Consider the following 22,959-nt stretch of genomic DNA (forward strand, 5'->3'; position numbering starts at 1 on the left):
ACTTCCGGATCGGTTATCTGGAGCTGCGCGAGCCGGGACACGCAGAAGCGCTCGTCAAGGCGGGGATGCCTGCCGCCGCTGCGGATCCAGGCAGGTTCGTGCGCATTGCTTCCAACCGACGCCCGACCGGACAAGATTTTGAGATGGGAGAACAACATGACGCGTGCCATCGCTGCAGTGGTCAACGAGGTGGGCGGGGCCTTCCGACTGGAAGACCTGGAACTGGCCGACCCAGGGCCGGGGGAAGCGCTGATCAGGATCGTGGCGACAGGTGTTTGCCACACTGATGCCATCGCCAGGGACGGCGACCTGCCGATGCCCTATCCGGGAGTACTGGGCCATGAGGGCGCAGGCATCGTCGAGGCCATCGGCGAGGGCGTGACGTCGGTCGGTCCCGGCGACCACGTCGTCATCGGCTGGCCTTCGTGCGGCTCCTGCCGCAACTGCCGAGACGGGGAACCCCGGTACTGCGCTCGCCTCGGTGAGGCGCTGTGCTCGGGCGCCCGGCTGCTGGGACCGCACGCGGGCGATCCGTCGCTGCGCCGCAGCGACGGATCGGCGGTACACAGCCACTTCTTCGGCCAGTCGTCGTTCGCGTCCTACTCCCTTACATGGGCGGACTCTCTCGTCAAAGTCCCAGCGGATGTTCCTGTCGAGCTGCTGGGGCCGCTGGCGTGCGGCGTCGCAACCGGCGCAGGTACCGTCTTCAACACCCTCAAGCCACGCCCCGGCTCCAGCCTTGTCGTGTACGGAGCCGGTGCCGTCGGGCTGGCCGCGATCATGGCCGCTCGACTGTCACCGGCGACAAGAATCGTCGCTGTCGACCGGCACGGGAGCCGGCTTGAGCTCGCCACCCGTTACGGCGCCACGCACACCGTGCAGGTCGGTGGCGACGTCGATCCGGTGACCGCAGTTCACGAGATCTGTGGTGGTCCCGCCGACTACTCCCTCGAGTGCACCGGCGTGGTCACGGTGGTGCGCCAGGCGATCGACAGTGTCGGCATGCTGGGAACCTGCGTGCTTGTCGGAGGCGCCCCTGCCGGGGCGGAGTTCGCCGCCGACCACCTCTCCACGCTGTGGGGCAAGCGAATCGTGGGCACGCTCGGCGGAAGCGGACGAAGCGAAGAGCTGATCGGGACCCTGGTCGAGCTCTACCGCCAGGGGCGCTTCCCCTTTGACGAACTCATTCGCAGCTATGACCTCCGCGAGATCGACGCGGCGTTCGCAGCGAGCAGCAGTGGCGACGTCCTGAAGCCTGTGCTCCGCATGCCCCACTGACGCGGCACACCGCGACGTTCATCGTTCGCGACTCATCCGATGAAACAGCACCAACACACACAAGGAGGCAGCGCCGTGGGACTACTGGACAGCGTTGATTGGCAGGGCAAGATCTTCGTGGGCGGCGACTGGGTCCCCGGAGCCGGTGGCGACTACGCCGTCGTCGAACCGGCCACCGGCAAGCAGCTCGGCCGGATGGGCAAGGCCACCGCCGCGGACGTCGCCAGAGCAGGTCGCACCGCGATGGAGGCGCAACGCGAATGGGCAGCGCTCCCTCATTCAAAGCGTGCGGCCGTGCTGCGCAAGGCGGGGGACCTCTGGCAAGAGCACGCCGACGAGATCACCGACTGGAATGTTCGAGAGGTCGGCGCGGTACCGGGCATGGCCGGCTTTGCGTTGCACGTCGCCGCCGAGGAGTGCTGGAACGCCGCGGCGCTCCCCAGCCATCCCATTGGCGAAATGTTGGCTTCCGAGCAGCCGCGGCTGTCCATGGCCAAGCGAATGCCGGCCGGTGTCGTCAGCGTGATCTCACCGTTCAACGTGCCGATCATCCTCGGCATCCGATCGGTGGCGCCCGCGCTTGCGTTGGGGAACGCTGTGCTGCTCAAGCCCGATCCGCGCACAGCGGTGACCGGCGGTACCTTGATGGCCCGGATTTTCGAGGAAGCCGGCTTGCCGGCCGGTGTCCTCCAGATGCTGCCGGGCGGCGCTGATGTCGGCGAGGCCGTCGTCATCGATCCGAGCGTGCGGGTCGTCTCCTTCACAGGGTCCACCGCGGTTGGCCGGCGCATCGGCGAGCTTGCCGGCAAACACCTGAAGCGTGCGCACCTCGAGCTCGGCGGGAATTCCGCCCTCCTCGTCCTCGATGACGCCGACGTCGAAGCGGCGGTCAATCTCGCGGCTTGGGGTTCGTTCTTCCATCAGGGGCAGATCTGCATGACGACGGGCCGGCACCTCGTAGCAGGTGGCTTGTACGAAGAATTCGTGGAGCGCCTTGCCGACAAGGCCAGCCGGCTTCCGGTCGGCGATCCCGCCGCGAGCCAGGTTGCGCTCGGCCCGATCATCGACGAAGGACAACGAAACAAGATCCACGCCATGGTCACCGACAGCGTCGGCGATGGCGCTCGTGTGGCCGCGGGAGGCACGTACGACGGCCTGTTCTACCAGGCCACCGTCTTGGCAGACGCTGGTGTGACCTCACCGGCTTTCGCCCAGGAGGTTTTCGGTCCCGTGGCCCCGGTCACAAGAGTGTCTTCCGAGGACGACGCTGTTCGGCTTGCCACGGAGTCGGAGTACGGGCTCTCCCTTGGCGTCGTCACCCGAGACGTCATGCGCGGTCTCGCGCTGGCTGAGCGGATCCCCACGGGGATCGTTCACATCAACGACCAGACGGTCAACGACGAGGCGAACGCGCCCTTCGGAGGCGTCGGAGCGTCTGGGACAGGGTCGCGTTTCGGGGGCGCGGCAGCGAACATCGAGGCCTTCACCGAGACTCGGTGGATCACGATGCGTGGGGAGCCCGCGCGGTACCCGTTCTGAACCCGGGAGCGGTGGTGCGGGCCCGGGTCAGGTCCCGCACCGGCTGCGGCGGGAGGAACGAGGGGCGGACCAGTCCGTGGGCGCCGAGCTGGGCCGGCCAGGAGGAGTCGGAGACGTCCGTCCTACGGCCGGGCATGTTCTGACCTGCCGGGCGTTGACCAGGATCACGTTCAGGTCGTCGGTCAGCAGACACCATCCTGCCCGGCCACGGCGAGCCGACCACCCCCGCCATCAGGGCCGAGCTCACCGACTACGTCAACGCCGGCCGGGAGCTGCTCGGTGACGACGGCGACGCCTACAAGAAGGCCATCACCGAGCGCTACCCCGCCTACCAGGGCGCAGCCCTCATCGACGTCGCCAACGCCTACATGTTTCGGCCCCAAGAATTGAGTCCGCTCCGACATCCAGGAAAGCGCCCAAGTTCCAAGAGAGGGAACATCGTGACTTACCGCATGTCCAGCCAGCGCACGGCCACCCGTCGCATCCTCTTCGCCACGGTCGCCACGTCCGCCCTGCTGGGCGCCGCGACCGTACCCGCCGTCGCCTCGCCGCCCGTCAGCGCGGGTCACGCCTTCGGGCACGTCGACGGCGGCGCCCGGCTCGATTACCAGAAGACCGTTGCCGTACGCGTCCTTAAGGGGGCGTTCGAGCGGGGTGACACCGTGGTCGTGGACAGGTTCGTGCGGGCCGATTACATCCAGCACAACCCCCTCGCGCCCGATGGCGCCGAGACGTTGAAGAACTTGGCTGTCGGGATGCATCAGCAGTTCCCCAACGCCAAGTACGACATCAAGCGGGTCATCTCCGAGAACGACCTCGTCGTGGTGCACTCCAACCTCGTATTGACGCCGGGAAGTAGAGGCTCGGCCGTATTCGACATTTTCCGGTTCCATGGCGGCAAGATCGCCGAGCATTGGGACACCGGGCAGAACGTCCCCGACACCAGTGTCAACGGCAACGACATGTTCTCCACAGTCAGTCGGCCGCAGACCGGGCAACCCGGGCCGCGGTGGCTCACCGCCTACAACAAGAAGCTCGTCACCAAGGCGTTCGACCGGCTCATCGTCGACAAGGATCTCTCAGCGCTCGACACGTACTGGAGCACCGAATACCACCAGCACAATCCCACCATCGCGGATGGCCTGGCCGGTGCGCGGGACGGCCTCGGGGCGTACTTCCGGGCGTTCCCGGAGCTGGCCGTCTCTCGTAAGCGCGTTGTCGCCGAGGGGGACCTGGTCGCCGTCCACAGTCACTACGTGAACGCGCCCGGAGAGCGCGGGCAGGCCGTCGTGGATCTGTTCCGGGTGCGGGGCGGGAAGATCGTCGAGCACTGGGACGTGCTTCAGGACGTCCCGGCCACTTCCGCCAACGACAACACGATGTTCTGAATCTGAGGGGCGTTCAACGAACACAGAATGCCTCTTTGTGTTCCAGTAGGTTCCTCGCCGGGCGGGCGGGATCTCGCTTTCACACGCCGGCCGTCCATCGGTCCGTCCGTGTGCCCTGGCGACCTCGCCCCGACATGCGGACGGAGCCCACCGCAGGGGCCGACGGCGGAACGCAGTCCGCCGGGTCAGTGATGCACCTCCGCAATCGGCGGGTCGCCTCCGAAGCAGTCCGCCAGGTCCGCCGCGGCCTGGTCCGCACCTACGGGGACGCATCCCGCCGCCTCTCCCGCCCGCTCACGGTCGAGGAGATCAGCCAGATCGCCGCCCAGACCCGCCACAAGAACCTCGGCGTGCTGGTCAACCGCCACATCCGCCTACTCGAAGCCCTCAAGAACACCTGCAGCCGGGCGACTTCGGGCTCTGATCTCCTCGGCGACTGGGTGGACTTCGGAATCGACTCGCTTCGCCACGCCCTTGCCGGGAGAGGGAGCTGCATCCGCATGACGCACGTCCGCAGCGTCAGGGCCCATCTTGCGGACGTGGGACCTGTCGGGCCGCATTCCTGAACTGGATCGGGCTCTGTCCGGCTCGGGACTGGAAGTATTTGTTGAAGTTGGTGGCACTGCTGAAGCCGAGGTGTGCGGCAACGCGGGCGGCGGGCTCGTCGCTGTGGGCCAGGCGGCGCTTGGCTTCCAGCATGACTCGTTCGTCGATGAACTCCTTGGCGTTGGTACCGACCGCTGATGCGGTTGCCCTCCTCAGCGTGCGCGGGGAGTAGCCCAGGGCTCTCGCGTAGTCAGCGACCTGATGGGTCTTGGTGAAGTCACGCTCGACTGCCTCGCGGAATCGGCGGAAGGTCTCGCTGCCCTCCGTAGCGTTGGGAAGCCCACTCGGTCGGTCGGCCAGCCGGAGCACCAGCACGGACAGCAGGTGCCGCAGGATGGCGATGTGCACGTCGAGCGGACTCGCGCCGACGGCACCGAACTCATGACAGAGGTGCTCGATCGCCAGATCGACGGCATGGTCGTCGACGGCGAAGTACTGCACGGGGCTGCCCGGCGTCTCCAGGCGTGCCGCGACTACCGTGGCTGGATCGAGGAAGTCGCTCTCGAAGAGCACGAGATGCCCCTCGACCTCGCTCAGGTCCCCCCACCTCTGGACCTGCCCCGGACGGACCCACAACCAGCTCCCGGGGGTCGCGTCGTATGTGGTGAAGTCGACCTCCTGCTTCAGCGTCCCGCTGACCGTGGCGATGAGGTGGTGGAAATCGGGGCGTTGCGGCGTCGTGAACCAGCCGCCGCCACGCCGCCGGAACTCGGACAGTGACATCACCTCGACGCCGGCCGGAGTGCCGACGCGCGCGTTGAAGTCCACCCTCGGGATGGCATCGCGGGTGCTCTGTCCGATATTCACCATCACGAGACCAGAACCTACCGCAGCACCGACCGAATCTGGGACCAATGTTGATGTCAGAAACCCAAGCCGCCCACCAGGCCACAAGCACGAGGGAACGACGAATATGAGCGACAACAAGACCACCGTCCTCACCGCAGTCAAGGAGCTTTTCGGCGACAAGGACGCCACCGCCGTCGACCGGTGGGTCGCGGCCGACTACCGCCAGCACAGCTCGGCCGCGCCCGACGGTCCCGAAGGCCTGCGTGGGCTGATCGGGTCACTCACCGACGACGTCCGTCACAAGGTCGCCCGGACCATCGCCGAGGGCGACCTGGTCGCGGTCCACGGCGTCTACTACGGCTTCGGTCCGGACCCGCTGGTCGCCTTCGACCTGTTCCGCGTCGCCGACGGCAAGCTCGCCGAGCACTGGGACGCGCTCACCCCCCAGGTCACCAAGACTGTCTCGGGCCGCTCGCAGGTCGATGGCCCGGCAGAGGTCAGCGACCTCGACAAGACTGAGGCCAACCGTGCCCTGGTCCTCGAGTTCGTCGAGAAGGTCCTCAAGGGCGGTGACTTCTCCGTGCTGACCGACTTCATCTCCACCGAGCAGTACGACCAGCACCACCCGGAGATCGCTGACGGGCTTGACGGGCTCGGCGCCGCCTTTGCGGCGTGGACCGAACAGGGCAAGAAAATCGCCTACGGGACGACTCACCGGGTGATCGCCGAGGGCAACTTCGTGTTGGTGGTCTCCGAGGGCGAGTTCGATGTTCCGGTCGCGTACTGGGACCTGTTCCGTGTCGCCGACGGCAAGATCGTCGAGCACTGGGACATCGTCGCCCCCATCCCGGACACCCTGCCGCACGACAACGGCCTGTTCTGATCGCCGGACCCGAAAGGCGATGACGCGACGGGCGCGCCCCCGTTTGCCGGAAAGACGATCGAGCTCAGCGTCGACAACGGCGTAGCTTCGCAACAGCTGAGCGACGCCCGGGCCGGCGCCGACCCGGGCGTGACGGTCGGTGGTTTCCTGCCGGCACCTCTTTCCGCTTCGGCGTGACGGGCTGGTGCGACCGCGAGGGGCTCCACCGCATCCCCGCCCCGGACGACAAGCCGACGCAGGCTGCGGTCCCGGCATGGACGGAGGAGTGTCCGCGCCCGTTCCCCGGTCTTGGTCGCGCTGTGGGGCAGGCGGCCGCTCAGGCGGTGTGGAGGACCTGTTCGGCCCATATGGTCTTGCCCGCACGTGTATGGCGAGTGCCCCAGCGTTCGGTGAGCTGGGCGACCAGCAGCAGGCCGCGGCCGCCCTCGTCGCTCAGCCGGGCCCTGCGCAGGTGGGGGCTGGTGCTGCTGGTGTCGGACACCTCGCAGGTGAGTGTCCGGTCCTTGATCAGCCGCAGCCGGATCGGGCCGGTGCCGTAGCGGATGGCGTTGGTGACCAACTCGCTGACGACGAGTTCCGTGACGAACGAGGCCTCCTCGAGCCCCCACTCGGCGAGACGGTCGCCGGTGCGCTTGCGTGCCTCGGCCACGATCGCGGGATCGCTGGGCAGATCCCAGGTAGCCAGGCTTTCCGGGCCAAGAGCACGGGCGCGGATCAGCAGCAGGGCGACGTCGTCGCCGTCGGCCGCGAGGTGCTGGGTGTCCAGGACGGTGTCGCAGAGGGCTTCGAGCGAGGGTTGTGGCCGGGCCAGTGCCCGGCACAGGATTCGGTTGCCTTCGTCGAGGTCGTGGTGGCGGCTTTCGATGAGGCCGTCGGTGAACAGAGCCAGGACGCTGTTTTCGGGCAGCGTGAACTCCGCTGCTTCGAAGGGCAGGCTGCCCAGGCCGAGGGGAGGGCCCGCGGGCAGGTCCACGACCTGGGCCGTTGCGTCAGGCCCGACCAGGATCGGGGGCGGGTGGCCGGCGCGGGCCAGCGAGCATGTGCGGGAGACGGGATCGTAGACGGCGTACAGGCAGGTGGCGCCGACTTCTCCCGGGATCTGTGACGCCGAAACGTCGTCGGAGTCATCGGCGTCCTGGGGGAGCCCGGAGTGGGTCACGATGTCGTCGAGGTGGGTGAGGAGCTCGTCGGGCGCCAGGTCGATGTCGGCGAGGGTGCGTACCGCTGTGCGCAGGCGGCCCATGGTGGCCGAGGCGCTGATGCCGTGCCCCACGACGTCGCCGACGACGAGGCCGACGCGCGCACCGGGGAGCGGGATCACGTCGAACCAGTCGCCGCCCACCCCGGCGTTGCCGCCCGCAGGCACATAACGCGACGCCGTCTCCACCGCGGGGTGGAGGGTCGGCTTTCCCGGCAGCAGGGACCGCTGGAGCGCCAGCGCGGTGCCGCGCTCGTGGGTGAAGCGACGGGCGTTGTCCAGGCAGACGGCGACCTTGGCCACCAGGTCCTCGATGACGGTCAGGTCATCGGGGCCGAAAGGGTCGGGAGAGGACGAGTGCCGGAGGAAGAGGGCGGCCCCGAGGGTCACGCCGCGGGCCCGGACGGGCACCGCGAGCAGGGAGTGGGTGCCGAAGGCGCGGGCGTGCGCCGCCTGGCCGGGGTCCTCGGCGAGCCAGCGCACGATGTCGGGGTCCTGCACATGGCTCAGCACCGTGCGGCCGGTGACCTGGCAGCGGACGACGGGAGAGGACTGCGGAGGGGTGTGGACCGCGCCGACGCCAGGGGCGGCGCCGGGCGGAAGAGGGCGGGTGCCGCCCTGCGCCGCCCGTCGCAGCGAGAGGGGCCCCGTGCGGGTGCCGGGGCTGGGCAGCGCACCGCGGAAGACGTCCTCCAGGAGATCGACGCTGACGAAGTCGGCGAAGTGGGACACCGTCACGGTGACGTCGACGAGTTCCTGGGCGGTTCCCGCCACGTCCAGGCTCGCGCCGATGCGGGTCCTGGCCTCGCTGAGCAGGGCCATGCGTTCGCGGCTGTGGTGCTGCTCGGAGTAGTCGTTGCCCACCATGCCCACCGCGTGCACCCGGCCGTGCGCGTCTTTGAGGGGGAAGACGTCCACGGCCCAGGCGTGTGCCCGGGGTTCACGCGGGAGTGCGACGAAGAGTTCTGTGTATTCCGGCTCGCCGGTCTCGGCGACCCTGAGAATCCTGCGCTCCGCCTCCTCGAAAGCGGGTCCCGGGAGGAATTCGGTCAGGCGTCGGCCGCGGACTTCACTCTGGGGGAGGTCCACCGTCCGCCGTGCGGCCTCGTTGGACCACAGCAGCCGCCCCTCACGGTCGTAGATCGACAGAGACGGGGACTGCTGCTCCAGCATCCACCACATGAGGTCCTGCAGCTTCCCCGTCCCCGGTGACGCAATGGTTGTCACGAGGAAGTTCTGCTGCTGCGTGGCGCCGGACAACGGGCTCAGGTGGACCTGCGTGTCCAGCAGGCTGCCGTCGCGATGGCGCACCGTCTCACCGTCGGCGGAGACCAGATCGTCCAGGGGCCGGCCGATGATCTCCGCGGGGGTGTATCCCAGAAGTTCCTGGGCCTCGCGGCTCCAGTAGGCCACACGTCTGTCCCCGTCCGTCACCGCTATGGTCACGGACTCGACGGGGTGGGCCTTGTCCAGCTGCCGTGTGCGTCGGCCGGGCGGCCCGCCGGTGCGATGCATGGCGCACCTGGTCTTTCTGCCTTGTGCCGGAGCACTGTCCACGATCGTACGGGGAGCGGCGGAGGGCAAGACGGGACGGGGCGGCCGGCCGGGCGGTTCAGCCGTGGGGTCCCGTGCCGCGCGGGAACGTGTCGACGACGAGCGGGCCAGTGTGTCGGCGTTCTGCCGGACATGGTCCGGGTCGAGATCCGCGCCGCCGGCTGCGACTGCGGCCACCCCGCCTACTGTCGTGCGACCCGCGGCGTCCCTGCCCAGTTGAGCCGATTTCCGCATCGAGGCGCGCTCATTGGCCTCGTCTGCTTTGTGGCGCGGGCAGGCAAGGGATGGTCCCTGACACACCTGCCCGGCGATGGTTCGAATGGCGGCTACTGCCCACGCGGAGAGGTCGAATCGCCTCGAGCCCCTCGGGTTGGGTGACCTGTCCTTGGTCGGCGTGGACTCCAGCCGCCTGTCCTCACCAAGACGCTGCTGGGATTATCGCCGGCAAGGACGTGCGGGAGGCTCTCCGGGTAAATAGGCCCTAGAGCAAAAGGCGGTTCGCAGGCAGGTTCAGCATCTGCACAGCCTTTTCCCGCATCTCGATTTTGCGGATCTTGCCGGTGACGGTCATGGGGAATGCGTCGACGACGTGCACGTAGCGTGGAATCTTGAAGTGGGCCAGCTTGCCGCTGCAGAATTCACGCACGGCGTCGGTGGTGAGCGGTTCGGCGCCGTCGTGCATGCGGACCCAGGCCATCAGCTCTTCGCCGTACTTCGGGTCCGGGACGCCGATGACCTGGACATCCAGGATGTCCGGGTGGGTGTAAAGGAACTCCTCGATTTCGCGCGGGTACAGGTTCTCCCCGCCACGGATCACCATGTCCTTGATGCGACCGGTGATGCTGAGGTATCCGTCGTCGTCCATGACCGCGAGGTCGCCGGTGTGCATCCAGCGTGCGGCGTCGATGGCCTCGGCGGTTTTCTCGGGTTCACCCCAGTAACCGAGCATGACCGAGTAGCCGCGGGTGCACAGCTCTCCGGGTTCGCCGCGCGCAGCGGTCGTACCCGTCAGCGGGTTCACCACCTTGACCTCCAGGTGTGGACCGACAGTGCCGACGGTCGAGACACGGCGGTCCACCGAGTCGTCCGCGCGCGTCTGGGTCGAAACCGGCGAGGTCTCCGTCATGCCGTAGCAGATGGACACCTCGGCCATGCCCATGCGCTCGATGACCTCCTTCATCACCTCGATCGGGCAGGGTGAGCCCGCCATGATGCCGGTACGCAGGCTGGACAGGTCGAACGAGTCGAAGTCGGGGTCGGCGAGTTCCGCGATGAACATTGTCGGGACCCCGTACAGCGATGTGCAGGACTCCTCCGCGACCGCGGCCAAGGTGGACTTGGGGTCGAATGACGGTGCTGGGATGACCATGGCCGCGCCGTGACTGGTGCACGCGAGGTTCCCCATCACCATGCCGAAGCAGTGGTAGAAGGGCACCGGGATGCAGACGCGGTCGTTCTCGGTGTAATTGCACAACTCGCCCACGAAGAAGCCGTTGTTGAGGATGTTGTGGTGCGACAGGGTGGCTCCCTTGGGGAAGCCGGTGGTCCCCGAGGTGTACTGGATGTTGATCGGGTCGTCCGGACTCAGCGTGGCCTGCCTCTCGGCCAGCACGGCCGGGTCGCCCTGCCGTCCGTCCGCCAGCAGGGAGTTCCAGACGCGGTCGCCGAGCAGGATCACGTGCTCCAGCGCTGGGCAGCGCGGCGCCACTTCGGCGATCATGGCGGCGTAGTGGGAGGTCTTGAATGTCTCCGCGGCGATGACCAGCCGGATTCCGGCTTGGTTCAGTACGTACTCCAGCTCGTGGGAGCGGTAGGCGGGGTTGATGGTGACCAGGATGGCGCCGATTTTCGCGGTGGCGTACTGCGTGAGGGTCCACTCCGCACAATTGGGTGCCCAGATGCCTACCCGATCTCCTTTGCCGATACCCAGCTCCAGCAGCCCGTGCGCCAACGCGTTGACGTCGGCGGCGAGTGCCGCATAACTCCAGCGGCGCCCGGTGGCCCGCTCGATCAACGCATCCCGCTCGGGAAATGACAGCACCGTGCGATCGAAGTTCTCGCCGATCGTGTCGCCGAGCATGGGCTTTGAGTAGGCCCCTGATGCGTAGCTGGGCGCACTCTGCGTTGTCGGCACCAGGTATCTCCTTCATATGGCGACCGGTGGCGACCGGTAAATATGGTGCGCCCCTTGCCGCGTCATGGGCAGGGAATGCGGATGTCATCGAATCGTGTCGTGACCGCCGTTTGCCGTGGCGTTACGGCAACTTATGCTCCGGGTTACGCCGTTGGCTGGCTACCCCCGAAATGAGGTAGGGGCAAATGATCGCAAATCCGGACGATGTCATGAGGCCTGACGATGGAGACGCGATCCGGCACGCCCTTCGGCTGACCCAGGGGCGCGCCGGTCTGCCGGTCGTCTTCGGCGGGCAGGTGCGGGACGGGGTTCTGCACCTGCTGCAGTTCGTCGGTGTCCGGACGACGGCCATGCACGGGCTCGACATTCGTCCGGGCGCCGGCCTGGGCGGGCAGGTCCTGGCCCGGCGTCGGCCTGCCGCCGTGGCCGACTACCGGTCCGCCGACTCCATCACGCACGACTACGATGCCGCAGTGATGGCGGAGGGTATCCGCTCGATCGTCGCCGTCCCGCTGGTGGTGTCGGGCGCGGTACGCGGAGTGCTGTACGGAGCCACTCGTGGACCCGCGCCCCTCGGAGACCGCGCGACGACCGCCATGGTCGACGCCTCACGGCAACTGGCCGGGGAGATCGCCATCCGCGACGAGGTCGACCGGCGGCTGAGGCTCCAGCAGGCCGTTGCGGCCGACCGTGGATTTCCCGGAAGCCGGCTCGCCGCTGAAGAGGTCCGCCAGGTCCATGCGGAACTCCGCGTCCTCGCACAGGAAACCAGCGACGACGCTCTGCGTGAGCGGCTCCTTGAGGCGTCGCGGCGGCTGGCCGGTCTCGGTACGGCATCCGAGCCGGACGCCTCCTCCCCGCTGTCACCACGCGAAGTCGATGTCCTCGCCCAGGTGGCCCTGGGGTGCAGCAACGCCGAAGCCGGCAGGCGCCTGTCGCTGCTGCCGGAGACGGTCAAGTCGTATCTGCGCAGCGCCATGCGGAAGCTCGATGCGCACACGCGATTCGAGGCCGTGATCACCGCGCGGCGCCGCGGGCTTCTTCCGTAGGCACCTGGCGGTGGTCCGCATCGGTTCCGCGAGACTCCGCCTCCGCCCCTCCTGTGGCTGTGCCGACCACTCGCGAGATCGCTGTGATCGATGCGATGCCAGGCGGATCGCGACCGGCAGCAGCCCGCGTGGGTCCGGATCGACGGGGTCGCGGGTAGCGGCCACCTGCCGGTCAAGAGTCATGGACCGGTGGAGAGATACGGTCTGGGACGAGAGTGACCCATGGCCGCGGCCGTGGGCGCTCGCCCGCCCCGGCCTGCCCGGCGGCGGGGCAGGCCAACGCATGCTCCGCTACCGGTGCCAAGCGGCTGGCACGCGGTGGTACACCTGGCGCGGACTGCGGACCGTCGGTGACCGCCGCGGAACAGGACACCACACCGGAGTCTTCGGCATGAGGACTCCGGTGTCGCCGAACGCCATGGCGGAGGTTCGCGAGATCACAGGGACGGACGTCGCCGTTCTGGCGCACGGCATCGGCATCGGCGTCGGCCCGGTGTGCCGGCCCGCGCGCATCCACCTCGGGCCGGTCGGCCTGCGGTTGCCCGGTCAGCCGGCACGTTCTTTGGGGACGCCGAGCGCGGGAGCCACCGTGATGCCTGCTCCGCTCTTGCTGCGCACCTCCTCCACCGAGATCCCGGGCGCGGTTTCGGTCAGAACGAGGCCGTCTTGGGTGATGTCGATGACACCCAGGTCGGTGATGACGCGCTGCACGCAGTTCTTGCCGGTCAGGGGGAGCGTGCACTCCTGGACGATCTTCGGTGTGCCGTCCTTGGCCACGTGCTCCATCAGCACGACGACCTTCCGTGCGCCGTGCACGAGGTCCATCGCCCCGCCCATCCCCTTGATCATCTTGCCGGGGATGGTCCAGTTGGCGAGGTCGCCGGTGGCGGAGACCTGCATGGCGCCGAGGATCGCCGCGTCGATGTGCCCGCCCCGGATCATTCCGAAGGACAGCGAGGAGTCGAAGAAGGAGGCGCCCGGCAGTACGGCCACGGTCTCCTTGCCGGCGTTGATCAGGTCGGGATCGACCTGATCGGCGGTGGGATAGGGGCCGACGCCCAGTATGCCGTTCTCGGACTGCAGGACCACGTGCACGCCGGGCGGCAGGTGGTTGGGCACCAGCGTCGGCAGTCCGATGCCGAGGTTCACATACGATCCGTCGGTCAGTTCGGCGGCCGCCCGAGCGGCCATCTCGTCCCTGGACCAGGCCATCAGTTCTGTCCTCCCCTCGCACCAGGCTGTCCCGGCGCTCCATCGACGACCGCCGGGACCTGGCGCACCGTCACCTTCTCGATCCGCTTGTCCGCCGCTTCCGCCGCGCTCAGGGGAAGCACCGACTGCACGAACACGCCCGGCAGATGGACCGTGTCCGGGTCGAGCTCGCCGGGCTCGACCAGTTCCTCGACCTCCGCGATGGTCACCCGTCCCGCCATCGCCGCGAGGGGGTTGAAGTTACGGGCCGACTTGGCGAAGACGAGATTGCCGTGCCGGTCCCCTCTGACCGCCCGGACGAGCGCGAAGTCGGTGGTGATGGCTTCCTCCAGTACGTACCCAGCACCGCGGAATTCGCGCACCTCCTTCTTCGGGGAGGCCACGGTCACGGCGCCTTCGGCGTCGTAGCGCCAGGGCAGCCCGCCCTCGGCGACCTGGGTGCCGACGCCGGCGGGGGTGAAGAAGGCGGGTATGCCGCAGCCGCCGGCGCGCAGCCGTTCGGCAAGGGTGCCCTGGGGGACCAGTTCCAGCTCGATCTCACCGGAGAGGTACTGACGGGCGAACTCCTTGTTCTCTCCGACGTAGGAGGAGGTGGCGCGGACGATGCGCCTGGCTTCGAGGAGCACGCCCAGGCCCCGGTCGTCGACCCCGCAGTTGTTCGACACGACCTTCAGATCCGTCGTGCCGCGCTCGAGCAGCGCCTGGATCAGCGCCGAGGGGATGCCGCACAGGCCGAATCCGCCGACGGCCAAAGACGCTCCGTCAGGGATGAGCGCGACCGCTTCGGCCGCCGATGTGATGACCTTGTCCATCAGCGTGCCCCCTCCAGGTCGGCAAGGCCGAGTTGCCGGGCGATGAGCATGCGCTGGATCTCGCTGGTGCCCTCGCCTATCTCGAGGATCTTGGCGTCACGCCAGAAGCGGGCGACGGCGTACTCGTTCATGAAGCCGTAGCCGCCGTGGATCTGGGTGGCGTCGCGGGCGTTGTCGACGGCGATCTCGGAGCTGTAGAGCTTGGCGAGTGCGGCTTCCTTCTTGAAGGGCTCCCCGGAGACCAGCTTCGAGGCTGCGTGGTGCCAGGACAGGCGTGCGGTGTGCGCACGCATCTCCATGTCGGCGAGCTTGAACTGGATGGCCTGGTTGGCGCCGATGGGACGGCCGAACGCCTCCCGCTCGCGGGCGTACTTCAGGGACTCGTCCACGCAGCCCTGGGCCAGACCGGTGGCGAGCGCGGCGATGGCGACCCTGCCCTCGTCGAGGATCTTCAGGAACTGGGCGTAGCCGCGGCCGCGCTCGCCGAGGAGGTTGTGCGCCGGAACCCGGACGTCGGCGAAGGACAGCTCCCGGGTGTCGGAGGCGTTCCAGCCGACCTTGGAGTACGGCGCCGCCACCGTCAGGCCCGGGGTGCCCGCGGGGACGATGATCGCGCTGATCTCCTTGGTCCCGCTCTCCGTGGTGCCGGTGACCGCGGTGACGGTGATCAGCCCGGTGATGTCGGTACCGGAGTTGGTGATGAAGCACTTGCTGCCGTTGATCACCCATTCGTTCGTGGCCTCGTCCAGGCGCGCGGTGGTGCGGGTCGCCCCGGCGTCCGAGCCGCCGCCCGGTTCGGTGAGGCCGAAGGCGCCGAGGATCTCACCGGCGCAGAGCCGGGGCAGCCACTCGGCCTTCTGCTCCGGTGTCCCGAAGAGATGGATGGGCATGGCGCCGAGCGAGACGCCCGCTTCCAGCGTGATGGCCACTGAGGAGTCGACGCGGGCGAGTTCCTCCAGGACCAGGCCGAGAGCGAGGTAGTCCCCGCCCATGCCGCCGTACTCCTCCGGGAACGGCAGCCCGAAGAGGCCGAGCTTGCCCATCTCCCGGACGATCTCGTACGGGAACTCGTGCCGCTCGTAGTGGCCGCCGATCACCGGGGCGATCACATCGCGGGCGAACTCAGCGACTGTGCGCCGCAGTTGTTCGTGCTCGTCACTGAGCCGGTGGTTCAACATGTCGTCCTCAATCTCATGACGGATGGGCAAGGGGCCGGGCAGCTGTCGGCGGATGGGAGGGGCGGGATTTCAGGCGGCCGGGCTGTCCGCTCCCGAACGGGTGTCGAGGCCGTGGGGGTCGGTGGGCTGCCCTGCAAGGGCGCGCACCGTGCGCGAGGCACTGGGGCGCCCGAGCTGCCCGGCCATCCACACACTGGTGTCGACCAGCGAGGCGAGGTCGACCCCGGTGTGGATGCCGAGGCCTCCCAGCATCCACACCAGATCCTCGGTGGCGAGGTTGCCGGTGGCGCTCTTCGCATACGGGCAGCCGCCCAGTCCACCGGCCGAGGAGTCCACGACGGTGATGCCGGCCTGCAGAGCGGCCAGCGTGTTGGACAGCGCCTGCCCGTAGGTGTCGTGGAAGTGCGCGGCCAGCCGGTCCGTCGTGATCCCGGCGTCCGCCAGCGCCTCCAGAAGCTCGTGCACCAGGCCGGGCGTGGCCACGCCGATGGTGTCTCCCAGACTGATTTCGTCGCATCCCAGGTCGGCCAGGCGCCGGACCACATCGACCACTTGAGGCACGGGTACGCGCCCCTCCCACGGGTCGCCGAAGCACATCGACACATAGCCGCGCACCCGCAGGCCGCTCTCGGTGGCGCGCCGGACGACCGGGGCGAACATCTCCAGCGACTCGTCGACCGTGCGGCCCAGGTTCTGCCGGGCGAACGTCTCGGTCGCACTGCCGAAGACCGCGATGTGCTGGACCCCCAGCGCCAGGGCGCGGTCCAGGCCGCGTTCGTTGGGGACGAGTACGGGCAGGTCGGTGGAGTGCGGCAGGCCTGGCTCGTCCGCCAGGGCGGTGAGGACGTCGGCGGCGTCCGCGAGCTGGGGCACCCACGTCGGATGTACGAAGCTCGTCGCCTCGATCGTGGTCAGTCCGGCGGCCGCCAGACGGCGGATGAACGCCGCCTTGACGTCGGTGGGGACGACCGCGGACTCGTTCTGCAGTCCGTCGCGCGGCCCGACCTCGTGGATGCGGACCGCGTCCGGCAGTCCGGACAGAGTCGAGGTGGCGGGGAGCAGGTGATCGGGAACCGACGGTCGTGAAGGTCCGGCGGGCCGCGTCAACCGGGTCTTGTGGCTTGGCTCCGGCATCAGGAAGCCCCCTCCTCGTTCGTCGCCTCGTCGGCCGCTGCGGGCTCCACGACGGCGAGGACTTCGTCCAGGGCCACGGTGGCGCCCGGTGCGGCGCGCAGCTCAGCGACCGTTCCGTCGAAGGGTGCGGTCAGGGCGTGTTCCATCTTCATGGCCTCGACGACGAGGACGACCTGACCCGCGGTGACGGTGTCTCCGACGGCCGCCTTCACCAGGGTGACCGTGCCGGGCATGGGTGCGGTGAGTGCGCCGCCCGCGGTTGCTCCGGCGTCGGCGCCGGCCGCGGCAACCGGATCGAAGGTCCGCAGCCGCCAGGTGTCGGCGCCGCGGGAGAGCCAGTGCACGACTTCTCCGGCCGCGGTCGTCTCCACCGTGTGGTCGAGCCGCTGTGTCTGGCCTCCCCAGGCCAGCAGCACTCTGCCGGTCCCGTCGCCGCGTAGGTCGGCCGAGATGGGTGCGGCGCCTTCGCAGGACACCTCGTACCGGCCCGGGCCGTGGGGAGTGCGGCGGACGCGTATCTCGATCGGCGCGCGGTCGCCGTCCAGGAACCGGTGCGTGGTCCAGGCCGGCCCGCCGATCCGCCAGCCGGACGGTACGGAGAAGGGGTCGACCCACGCCTGCGGATCCTGCCCCGTGGCGGGTTCCCGGGCGAGTTGAGTCGCGAGCGCGGCGGCCAGCGGAACCTCGGGCGGCATCATGGCGTGCACCAGCGAGCCGAGCCGGGCCTCGACCAGCCCGGTGTCCAGGCGTCCGGCCACCACGTCACCGTCGTCGAGCAGCCGGCGCAGGAACCCGGCGTTGACGGTGACTCCGTGCACCCGGGTGTCGTCGAGGGCGGCGCGCAGCCGGCGCAGCGCGGTGGCGCGGTCCGGGCCGTGGGCGATCACCTTGGCGAGCATGGGATCGTAACGGCTTCCGACTTCGTAGCCCTCGACCAGGCCCGAGTCCACGCGAACCCCCTCGCCCGCCGGTTCCCGCAAGGTCAGCACGCGCCCACCACTGGGAAGGAAGTCCCGTTCCGGGTCCTCGGCGTACAGACGGACCTCGATGGCATGGCCGTCGAATCCGACCTGCTCCTGGCCGAAGGGCAGCACTTCACCGGCGGCGACGCGCACCTGCCACTCGACCAGATCCAGGCCGGTCACCAGCTCGGTCACCGGGTGCTCGACCTGGAGCCGGGTGTTCATCTCCATGAAGAAGTACTCGTCCGGGCGGTCGGCGGAGACGATGAACTCCACCGTGCCCGCGCCGGTGTAGCCGCAGGAGCGGGCGGCCTCGACCGCCGCCGCGCCCATCGCCGCCCGGGTGGCCTCGTCGAGCAGGACGGACGGGGCCTCCTCGACGATCTTCTGGTGGCGGCGCTGGAGGCTGCATTCGCGCTCGCCCAGGTGCACCACGTTTCCGTGGGCGTCGGCCAGCACCTGGATCTCGATGTGGCGGGGACGGTCGATCCAGCGCTCGACCAGCAGGGTGTCGTCGCCGAAGGAACCGCGCGCCTCGCGCCGGGCCGCGGATATCTCCTCCCGCAGAGAAGCCGACTCCCGGACCAGACGCATGCCCTTGCCACCGCCGCCCGCCGACGGCTTGAGCAGCACCGGCAGGCCGACCTGCGACGCCGCCTCGGCGAGCTGATCGTCCGTCAGTCCGCTGCCGCTGCTGCCCGGCACCACGGGAACCCCGTACGCGCTCACGGTGGCCTTGGCGCGGATCTTGTCGCCCATCAGCGTGATCGCGGACGCGGGAGGGCCGATGAAGGCCAGCCCTGCCTCGGTGACGGCCCGGGCGAAGTCGGCGTTCTCCGAGAGGAAGCCGTAGCCGGGATGGATCGCCTGCGCACCGGTACGACGGGCGGCGTCCACGATCTGCTGGATGTCGAGATACCCGTCGGCAGGCCCGCCGGGACGCAAGCCGAGTGCTGTATCGGCTTCGCGTACGTGCCGGGCCCCCGCGTCGGCCGCGCTGTGGACGGCGACGGCACGGATGCCGAGCCGGTGCAGGGTGCGGATGACCCGTACCGCGATCTCGCCACGGTTGGCGATGAGGACGGTGTCGAACACCTGGAACTCCTGGGATGGGAACGAGAGGGTCACATGCGGAAGAGGCCGAACCGCGGTTCGGCGAGAGGGGCGTTGGCACAGGCGGTCAGGGCCAGACCCAGCACCGTGCGGGTGTCGAGCGGGTCGATGATCCCGTCGTCCCACAGCCGCGCGGTGGAGTAGTAGGCGCTGCCCTGCTGCTCGTACTGCTCGCGGATTGGGCGCTTGAACTGCTCCTCGGCCTCGGCGGACCACTCCTCGCCGCGAGCCTCCAACTGGTCCCGCTTGACGGTCGAGAGGACGGTCGCGGCCTGCTCGCCGCCCATCACGGAGATCTTGGCGCCCGGCCACACCCACAGGAAACGGGGGGAGTAGGCGCGCCCGCACATCGAGTAGTTGCCCGCGCCGTGCGATCCGCCGACGACGACCGTCAGCTTCGGGACCCGGGTGGTGGCCACCGCCGTGACCATCTTCGCGCCGTGCTTGGCGATGCCGCCGTTCTCATAGGCGCGGCCCACCATGAAACCGGTGATGTTCTGCAGGAACAGCAGAGGGATGCCGCGCTGGTCGCACAGCTCGATGAAGTGGGCGCCCTTCTGCGCGGACTCGGCGAAGAGGATGCCGTTGTTCGCCACGATGCCCACCGGGTGCCCGTGGACGTGGGCGAAGCCGGTCACCAGGGTCTGGCCGTACTCGGCCTTGAACTCGGCGAAGCGTGAGCCGTCGGTGATCCGGGCGATGACCTCCCGTATGTCGAAGGGGGTGCGGTTGTCCGCCGGGACGACGCCGTAGAGACCGGCGGGGTCCACCGCGGGCTCCTCGAACGGGGTGACGTTCCAGGGCCGGGGCACCCGCGGGCCGAAGGTGGCCACGATGTCGCGGACGATGCGCAGTGCGTGGGCGTCGTCCTCGGCCAGGTGGTCCACGACTCCGGAGACGCGGGCATGCACCTCACCGCCGCCCAGCTCCTCCGCGGTGACCACCTCTCCGGTCGCCGCCTTCACCAGCGGCGGACCGCCCAGGAAGATCGTTCCCTGATTGCGCACGATGACCGTCTCGTCGCTCATCGCCGGGACGTACGCGCCACCGGCCGTGCAGGAACCCATCACCGCCGAGATCTGCGGGATGCCCCGGGCCGACAGGTTCGCCTGGTTGTAGAAGATCCGCCCGAAGTGCTCGCGGTCGGGGAAGACCTCGTCCTGCCGGGGCAGAAACGCGCCGCCGGAATCCACCAGGTAGATACACGGCAGCCGGTTCTCCAGGGCGACCTCCTGCGCGCGGAGGTGCTTCTTGACCGTCAACGGGTAGTACGTACCGCCCTTGACGGTGGCGTCGTTGGCGACGACTACGCACTCGCGTCCGGCCACGCGGCCTATCCCGGCGACCACTCCGGCCGCCGGCGCGTCCCCGTCGTACATCTCGTACGCCGCCAGCGGCGCCAGTTCCAGGAAGGGCGACCCGGGATCGAGCAGGGTCTCCACGCGGTCGCGCGGCAGCAGCTTGCCGCGGGCAACGTGCTTGTCTCTGGCCCGCTCACCGCCGCCCTCGGACGCTTCGGCCAGCCGCTTGCGCAGCTCCGCCACCTCCGCGGCGTGTCTCGCCTCGTTGTGCCGGAACGTCTGTGAGAGCGGATCGGCCGCGGTCGTGAGCCGGGGCCCCGTGGCAAGAGTGTTCATGCGATGCCTCCTCGCGCGGACCACCTGGCAGACGAGCCAGGAGGTGGCACACGCTTGGCAAGAAATGTTAGTTAACGTTAACTAGCGTCCTGGACGTTAGCCCTCGTTAACAACGCCTGTCGAGAGACGTGGGTCACGTTCGCGGCGCGGCAACGAAGGAGAAGTCATGACCGAACAGACCCCTGGCCTGGTGGCGACCGACATCAAGGCCGGCATCGCCACCCTCACCCTCGACTCACCGGGCAACCGGAAACGCCCTCTCGGCCGCACTCGTCGAGCAGCTCCTCGCCGGCCTGGATCACGTGGCCGCCGACGAGAGCGTCCGTGCCGTCGTCCTCACCCACACCGGCCCGACCTTCTGCGCCGGAGCGGACCTCAAGGAGGCTGCGGACGGGGGCATGCGGCAGGGCGCCGAGGCCCTGCTGGAACTGCTGCGAAAGATCGTGGAGACGCCTGTACCGGTCATCGCCCACCTGAAAGGGAACGCCCGGGCAGGTGGCACAGGCCTGGTCGCGGCCGCTGACATGGCGGTCGCTCCCGCCGACACGACCTTCTCCTTCTCCGAAGTCCGCCTCGGCCTCGCCCCCGCGATCATCTCCCTCGCCGTGCTGCCCCGCCTCGACGAACGAGCGGCGGGGCGCTACTTCCTGACCGGTGAGACCTTCGACGGCGCCACGGCGGCCGACATCGGTCTGCTGACCGAGGCCCCGGACGGCGCACAGGCGACGGACGAGCGCGTCGCGGAACTTCTCGCAGCCCTGCGCCTGTGCTCGCGACAGGGACTGACCGAGTCCAAGAAGCTGACCGCGGCGCGCACGCGCCGGACGATCGAGGAGCGGGGAGCCGAGATGGTGAGGCTCTCCGCCGACCTGTTCGCCTCCGAGGAGGCCGCGGAAGGGATGCGCGCGTTCCGTGAGCGGCGCCCACCACGCTGGGCGCTGAACAGCTGATCCGTCCGTCAGCGGGCGTAAGCCCGGCGCGCGACATGTGCCGTTCCCCTAGAGGATCGTTTTGAAGTCGTCGGGTAAAAGGATCAGCCGGTGAACCGGACCACGCTGGTGTGCAGGTTGGTGGCGCCGCCGATCGAGTACTGCTGGTCCTGGTCGGCGGGGCCGAGACCGACGACGACGGTGAGACGTCCGTCGGTATCCGGCACGACGCTGCTGGGCACGCCGTTGATCACGACCGTGACGGCTTTGGAACTGTGGAAGAGGGGCGGTGTCGTGACCCGGGTCGTTCCACTGCCCGTGACGGTGAACCCGTCGGCACTCGCCTGGTGCAGGTCCAAGAACTCCAACGCGCGGTTCGGGTCAGCCGCGACCGACCAGCCGAACACCTTGAACTCCGGTTCGATGGACCGGTAGTCGAAGGTTGCCGGTTCCGAAGTTCCCTGGGAGAACCGGTCCGTGAACCGACTGAGGCTTGCGGTGATCTCCTGCTTGAACATGGCGGGCGTGTGGCATCCCCAGTTGTACGCGGTGAACGTGTGCGGGATGCCGAGCGCGAGGAGCCGGTTGTGCAGGCTGTACGTCTCCGGGTTGACGATGCCGGACTCCAGAACGCAGCCGACCGGACTGGTGGGATCGCTCAGCTCGGCGGCTCCCGGAACTCCGTTTCCGGTGTAGAGCTGCACGTCGACACTGCCCAGGTTTCCCGCCAGGTCGGTCGGGTTGTGCCCGCGCCAGCGGATCTCGTTGGTCACGCGGGGCCCGTAGATCGAGTCCGGAAGGGCGAGGTCCAGAGCCGGGCTGAGCGAGAGGACGGCGGCTCCGGGAACCCAGTTGCTGTCAGCCGCTCCGGACAGACTTGAGGTCGCGGCGAACAGATCAGGGTGCCTGGCGGCGAGCATGAGGGCGCCGTAGCCGCCCATCGATGCACCGAGGACCACACGGTGGGCGCGATCGGGAACGGTACGGAAGTTCGCTTCGATCAGTGAGATGAGCTGCTGGGTCACGAAGGTCTCGTACATCGGCGGGCCACCCGCACCGTTGTTGTACCAGTCGCTCCAGTACCCGGCGTTTCCACCAGGGATGGTGTCGCCGGTGTCGATGACTCCCTGGAGCGGGCTCGCGCTCGGTGAGACGACGATCGACGGGTAGGAGGAGGTGAGGCTCTCGCCGTTCATCGTGGTACGGAAATTCGTCTGGTCGCCGTTGGTGCCGACCAGGAAGTACGTCACCGGCCACCGGCGGGTCGGGTCGGCCGCGTAGCCGGTCGGCAGGGTGACCTCGACCTTGGCCGGTGCGGTGAACGACGGCGTCGCGACGGTCAGCGACACGGTGCGCTGGGTGACCCACTGCTCTCCGGTGATCGTCGCGCCGGCGACCGGCACGGTCCCCGGCATCGGCGGCAGGTCCCCGCTCGCGGCCGATGCGGATCCCGGCGCGAGGCCGGTGACCGTGCCCGCGGCGACGCACAGGGCGAACAGCGCGGCACGGACTCCGCTGATGCGGGCGGAAAGGCGAAGCAGGCTCATACAGATCCTTCGGGCTG

17 protein-coding genes and 1 pseudogene are annotated in these 22,959 nt (G+C 68.8%); 7 read left to right on the forward strand and 11 right to left on the reverse strand.

Annotated features, from left to right (window positions below; translation table 11 throughout):
• The first annotated feature begins 156 nt into the window (after positions 1-156).
• The gene (locus ACFWJX_RS01295) at positions 157-1,278 is read left to right on the forward strand and encodes an NAD(P)-dependent alcohol dehydrogenase (RefSeq protein WP_383235006.1); all 1,122 of its coding nucleotides are present in this window, start codon (positions 157-159) and stop codon (positions 1,276-1,278) included.
• A gap of 75 nt (positions 1,279-1,353) precedes the next feature.
• Entirely contained in the window at positions 1,354-2,817 is a 1,464-nt protein-coding gene (locus tag ACFWJX_RS01300) for a benzaldehyde dehydrogenase (RefSeq protein ID WP_383235009.1), read from the forward strand.
• Here ACFWJX_RS01300 and ACFWJX_RS01305 read toward each other — a convergent pair.
• Positions 2,810-3,021, reverse strand: a pseudogene (locus ACFWJX_RS01305) (IS110 family transposase); the annotation flags it as partial. The gene ACFWJX_RS01300 and the pseudogene ACFWJX_RS01305 sit on opposite strands and share 8 nt — an antisense overlap.
• Before the next feature lie 248 nt (positions 3,022-3,269).
• On the opposite strand from ACFWJX_RS01305, the gene ACFWJX_RS01310 reads away from it, so the two are divergent.
• Complete coding sequence (locus ACFWJX_RS01310; protein WP_383235011.1) at positions 3,270-4,205, forward strand: ester cyclase; 936 nt, start codon at positions 3,270-3,272, stop codon at positions 4,203-4,205.
• 191 nt (positions 4,206-4,396) lie between these two features.
• Positions 4,397-4,771, forward strand: a complete 375-nt coding sequence (locus ACFWJX_RS01315) for a hypothetical protein (RefSeq protein WP_383235013.1) — start codon at positions 4,397-4,399, stop codon at positions 4,769-4,771.
• Here ACFWJX_RS01315 and ACFWJX_RS01320 read toward each other — a convergent pair.
• Positions 4,725-5,579, reverse strand: a complete 855-nt coding sequence (locus tag ACFWJX_RS01320) for a helix-turn-helix domain-containing protein (RefSeq protein ID WP_383235016.1) — start codon at positions 5,577-5,579, stop codon at positions 4,725-4,727. The genes ACFWJX_RS01315 and ACFWJX_RS01320 overlap by 47 nt on opposite strands.
• A gap of 145 nt (positions 5,580-5,724) precedes the next feature.
• Here ACFWJX_RS01320 and ACFWJX_RS01325 point away from each other — a divergent pair, with 145 nt between their 5' ends.
• Positions 5,725-6,483: a nuclear transport factor 2 family protein gene (locus tag ACFWJX_RS01325; RefSeq protein WP_383235019.1), complete on the forward strand. Its 759-nt coding sequence runs from the start codon at positions 5,725-5,727 to the stop codon at positions 6,481-6,483.
• A 316-nt stretch (positions 6,484-6,799) separates the two neighbouring features.
• Here ACFWJX_RS01325 and ACFWJX_RS01330 read toward each other — a convergent pair whose 3' ends face one another.
• Together ACFWJX_RS01330 and ACFWJX_RS01335 are read right to left on the reverse strand one after the other, a co-directional pair.
• A complete protein-coding gene (locus tag ACFWJX_RS01330) occupies positions 6,800-9,196 on the reverse strand; it encodes a SpoIIE family protein phosphatase (RefSeq protein ID WP_383235022.1) in 2,397 nt (798 codons plus the stop codon).
• 520 nt (positions 9,197-9,716) lie between these two features.
• Entirely contained in the window at positions 9,717-11,315 is a 1,599-nt protein-coding gene (locus tag ACFWJX_RS01335; protein WP_383235025.1) for an AMP-binding protein, read from the reverse strand.
• A 263-nt stretch (positions 11,316-11,578) separates the two neighbouring features.
• Here ACFWJX_RS01335 and ACFWJX_RS01340 point away from each other — a divergent pair, with 263 nt between their 5' ends.
• Positions 11,579-12,418 carry a LuxR C-terminal-related transcriptional regulator gene (locus ACFWJX_RS01340; protein WP_383235028.1) on the forward strand — a complete coding sequence of 280 codons (840 nt, stop codon included), beginning with the start codon at positions 11,579-11,581 and terminating at the stop codon, positions 12,416-12,418.
• A gap of 546 nt (positions 12,419-12,964) precedes the next feature.
• Here ACFWJX_RS01340 and ACFWJX_RS01345 read toward each other — a convergent pair.
• From ACFWJX_RS01345 to ACFWJX_RS01370, 6 genes are all read right to left on the reverse strand, one after another.
• The gene (locus ACFWJX_RS01345) at positions 12,965-13,630 is read right to left on the reverse strand and encodes a CoA transferase subunit B (protein WP_383235031.1); all 666 of its coding nucleotides are present in this window, start codon (positions 13,628-13,630) and stop codon (positions 12,965-12,967) included.
• Positions 13,630-14,442, reverse strand: coding sequence for a CoA transferase subunit A (locus tag ACFWJX_RS01350; RefSeq protein WP_383235034.1), 813 nt, complete (start codon positions 14,440-14,442; stop codon positions 13,630-13,632). The genes ACFWJX_RS01345 and ACFWJX_RS01350 overlap by 1 nt, the downstream gene beginning before the upstream one ends.
• Positions 14,442-15,617 (reverse strand): acyl-CoA dehydrogenase family protein, encoded by a 1,176-nt coding sequence (locus tag ACFWJX_RS01355; RefSeq protein WP_383235906.1) that lies wholly within the window; start codon positions 15,615-15,617, stop codon positions 14,442-14,444. Before ACFWJX_RS01355 ends, ACFWJX_RS01350 begins: the two co-directional genes overlap by 1 nt.
• A 72-nt stretch (positions 15,618-15,689) precedes the next feature.
• Entirely contained in the window at positions 15,690-16,754 is a 1,065-nt protein-coding gene (locus ACFWJX_RS01360; protein WP_383235037.1) for a hydroxymethylglutaryl-CoA lyase, read from the reverse strand.
• On the reverse strand, positions 16,754-18,811 hold the full coding sequence (locus ACFWJX_RS01365) for an acetyl/propionyl/methylcrotonyl-CoA carboxylase subunit alpha (RefSeq protein WP_383235040.1): 2,058 nt from the start codon (positions 18,809-18,811) through the stop codon (positions 16,754-16,756). The genes ACFWJX_RS01360 and ACFWJX_RS01365 overlap by 1 nt, the downstream gene beginning before the upstream one ends.
• A 29-nt stretch (positions 18,812-18,840) precedes the next feature.
• Positions 18,841-20,466 (reverse strand): carboxyl transferase domain-containing protein, encoded by a 1,626-nt coding sequence (locus tag ACFWJX_RS01370; RefSeq protein ID WP_383235043.1) that lies wholly within the window; start codon positions 20,464-20,466, stop codon positions 18,841-18,843.
• Positions 20,467-20,768: 302 nt separating this feature from the next.
• Here ACFWJX_RS01370 and ACFWJX_RS01375 point away from each other — a divergent pair, with 302 nt between their 5' ends.
• A complete protein-coding gene (locus ACFWJX_RS01375; RefSeq protein ID WP_383235046.1) occupies positions 20,769-21,416 on the forward strand; it encodes an enoyl-CoA hydratase-related protein in 648 nt (215 codons plus the stop codon).
• 83 nt (positions 21,417-21,499) lie between these two features.
• Here the strand turns inward: ACFWJX_RS01375 and ACFWJX_RS01380 are convergent, their stop codons facing one another.
• Positions 21,500-22,942 carry an alpha/beta hydrolase gene (locus ACFWJX_RS01380; RefSeq protein ID WP_383235049.1) on the reverse strand — a complete coding sequence of 481 codons (1,443 nt, stop codon included), beginning with the start codon at positions 22,940-22,942 and terminating at the stop codon, positions 21,500-21,502.
• Between the last annotated feature and the right edge of the window lie 17 nt (positions 22,943-22,959).

It is taken from the genome of Streptomyces sp. NPDC058335 (genome assembly GCF_042723915.1).
Taxonomy (GTDB): domain Bacteria; phylum Actinomycetota; class Actinomycetes; order Streptomycetales; family Streptomycetaceae; genus Streptomyces.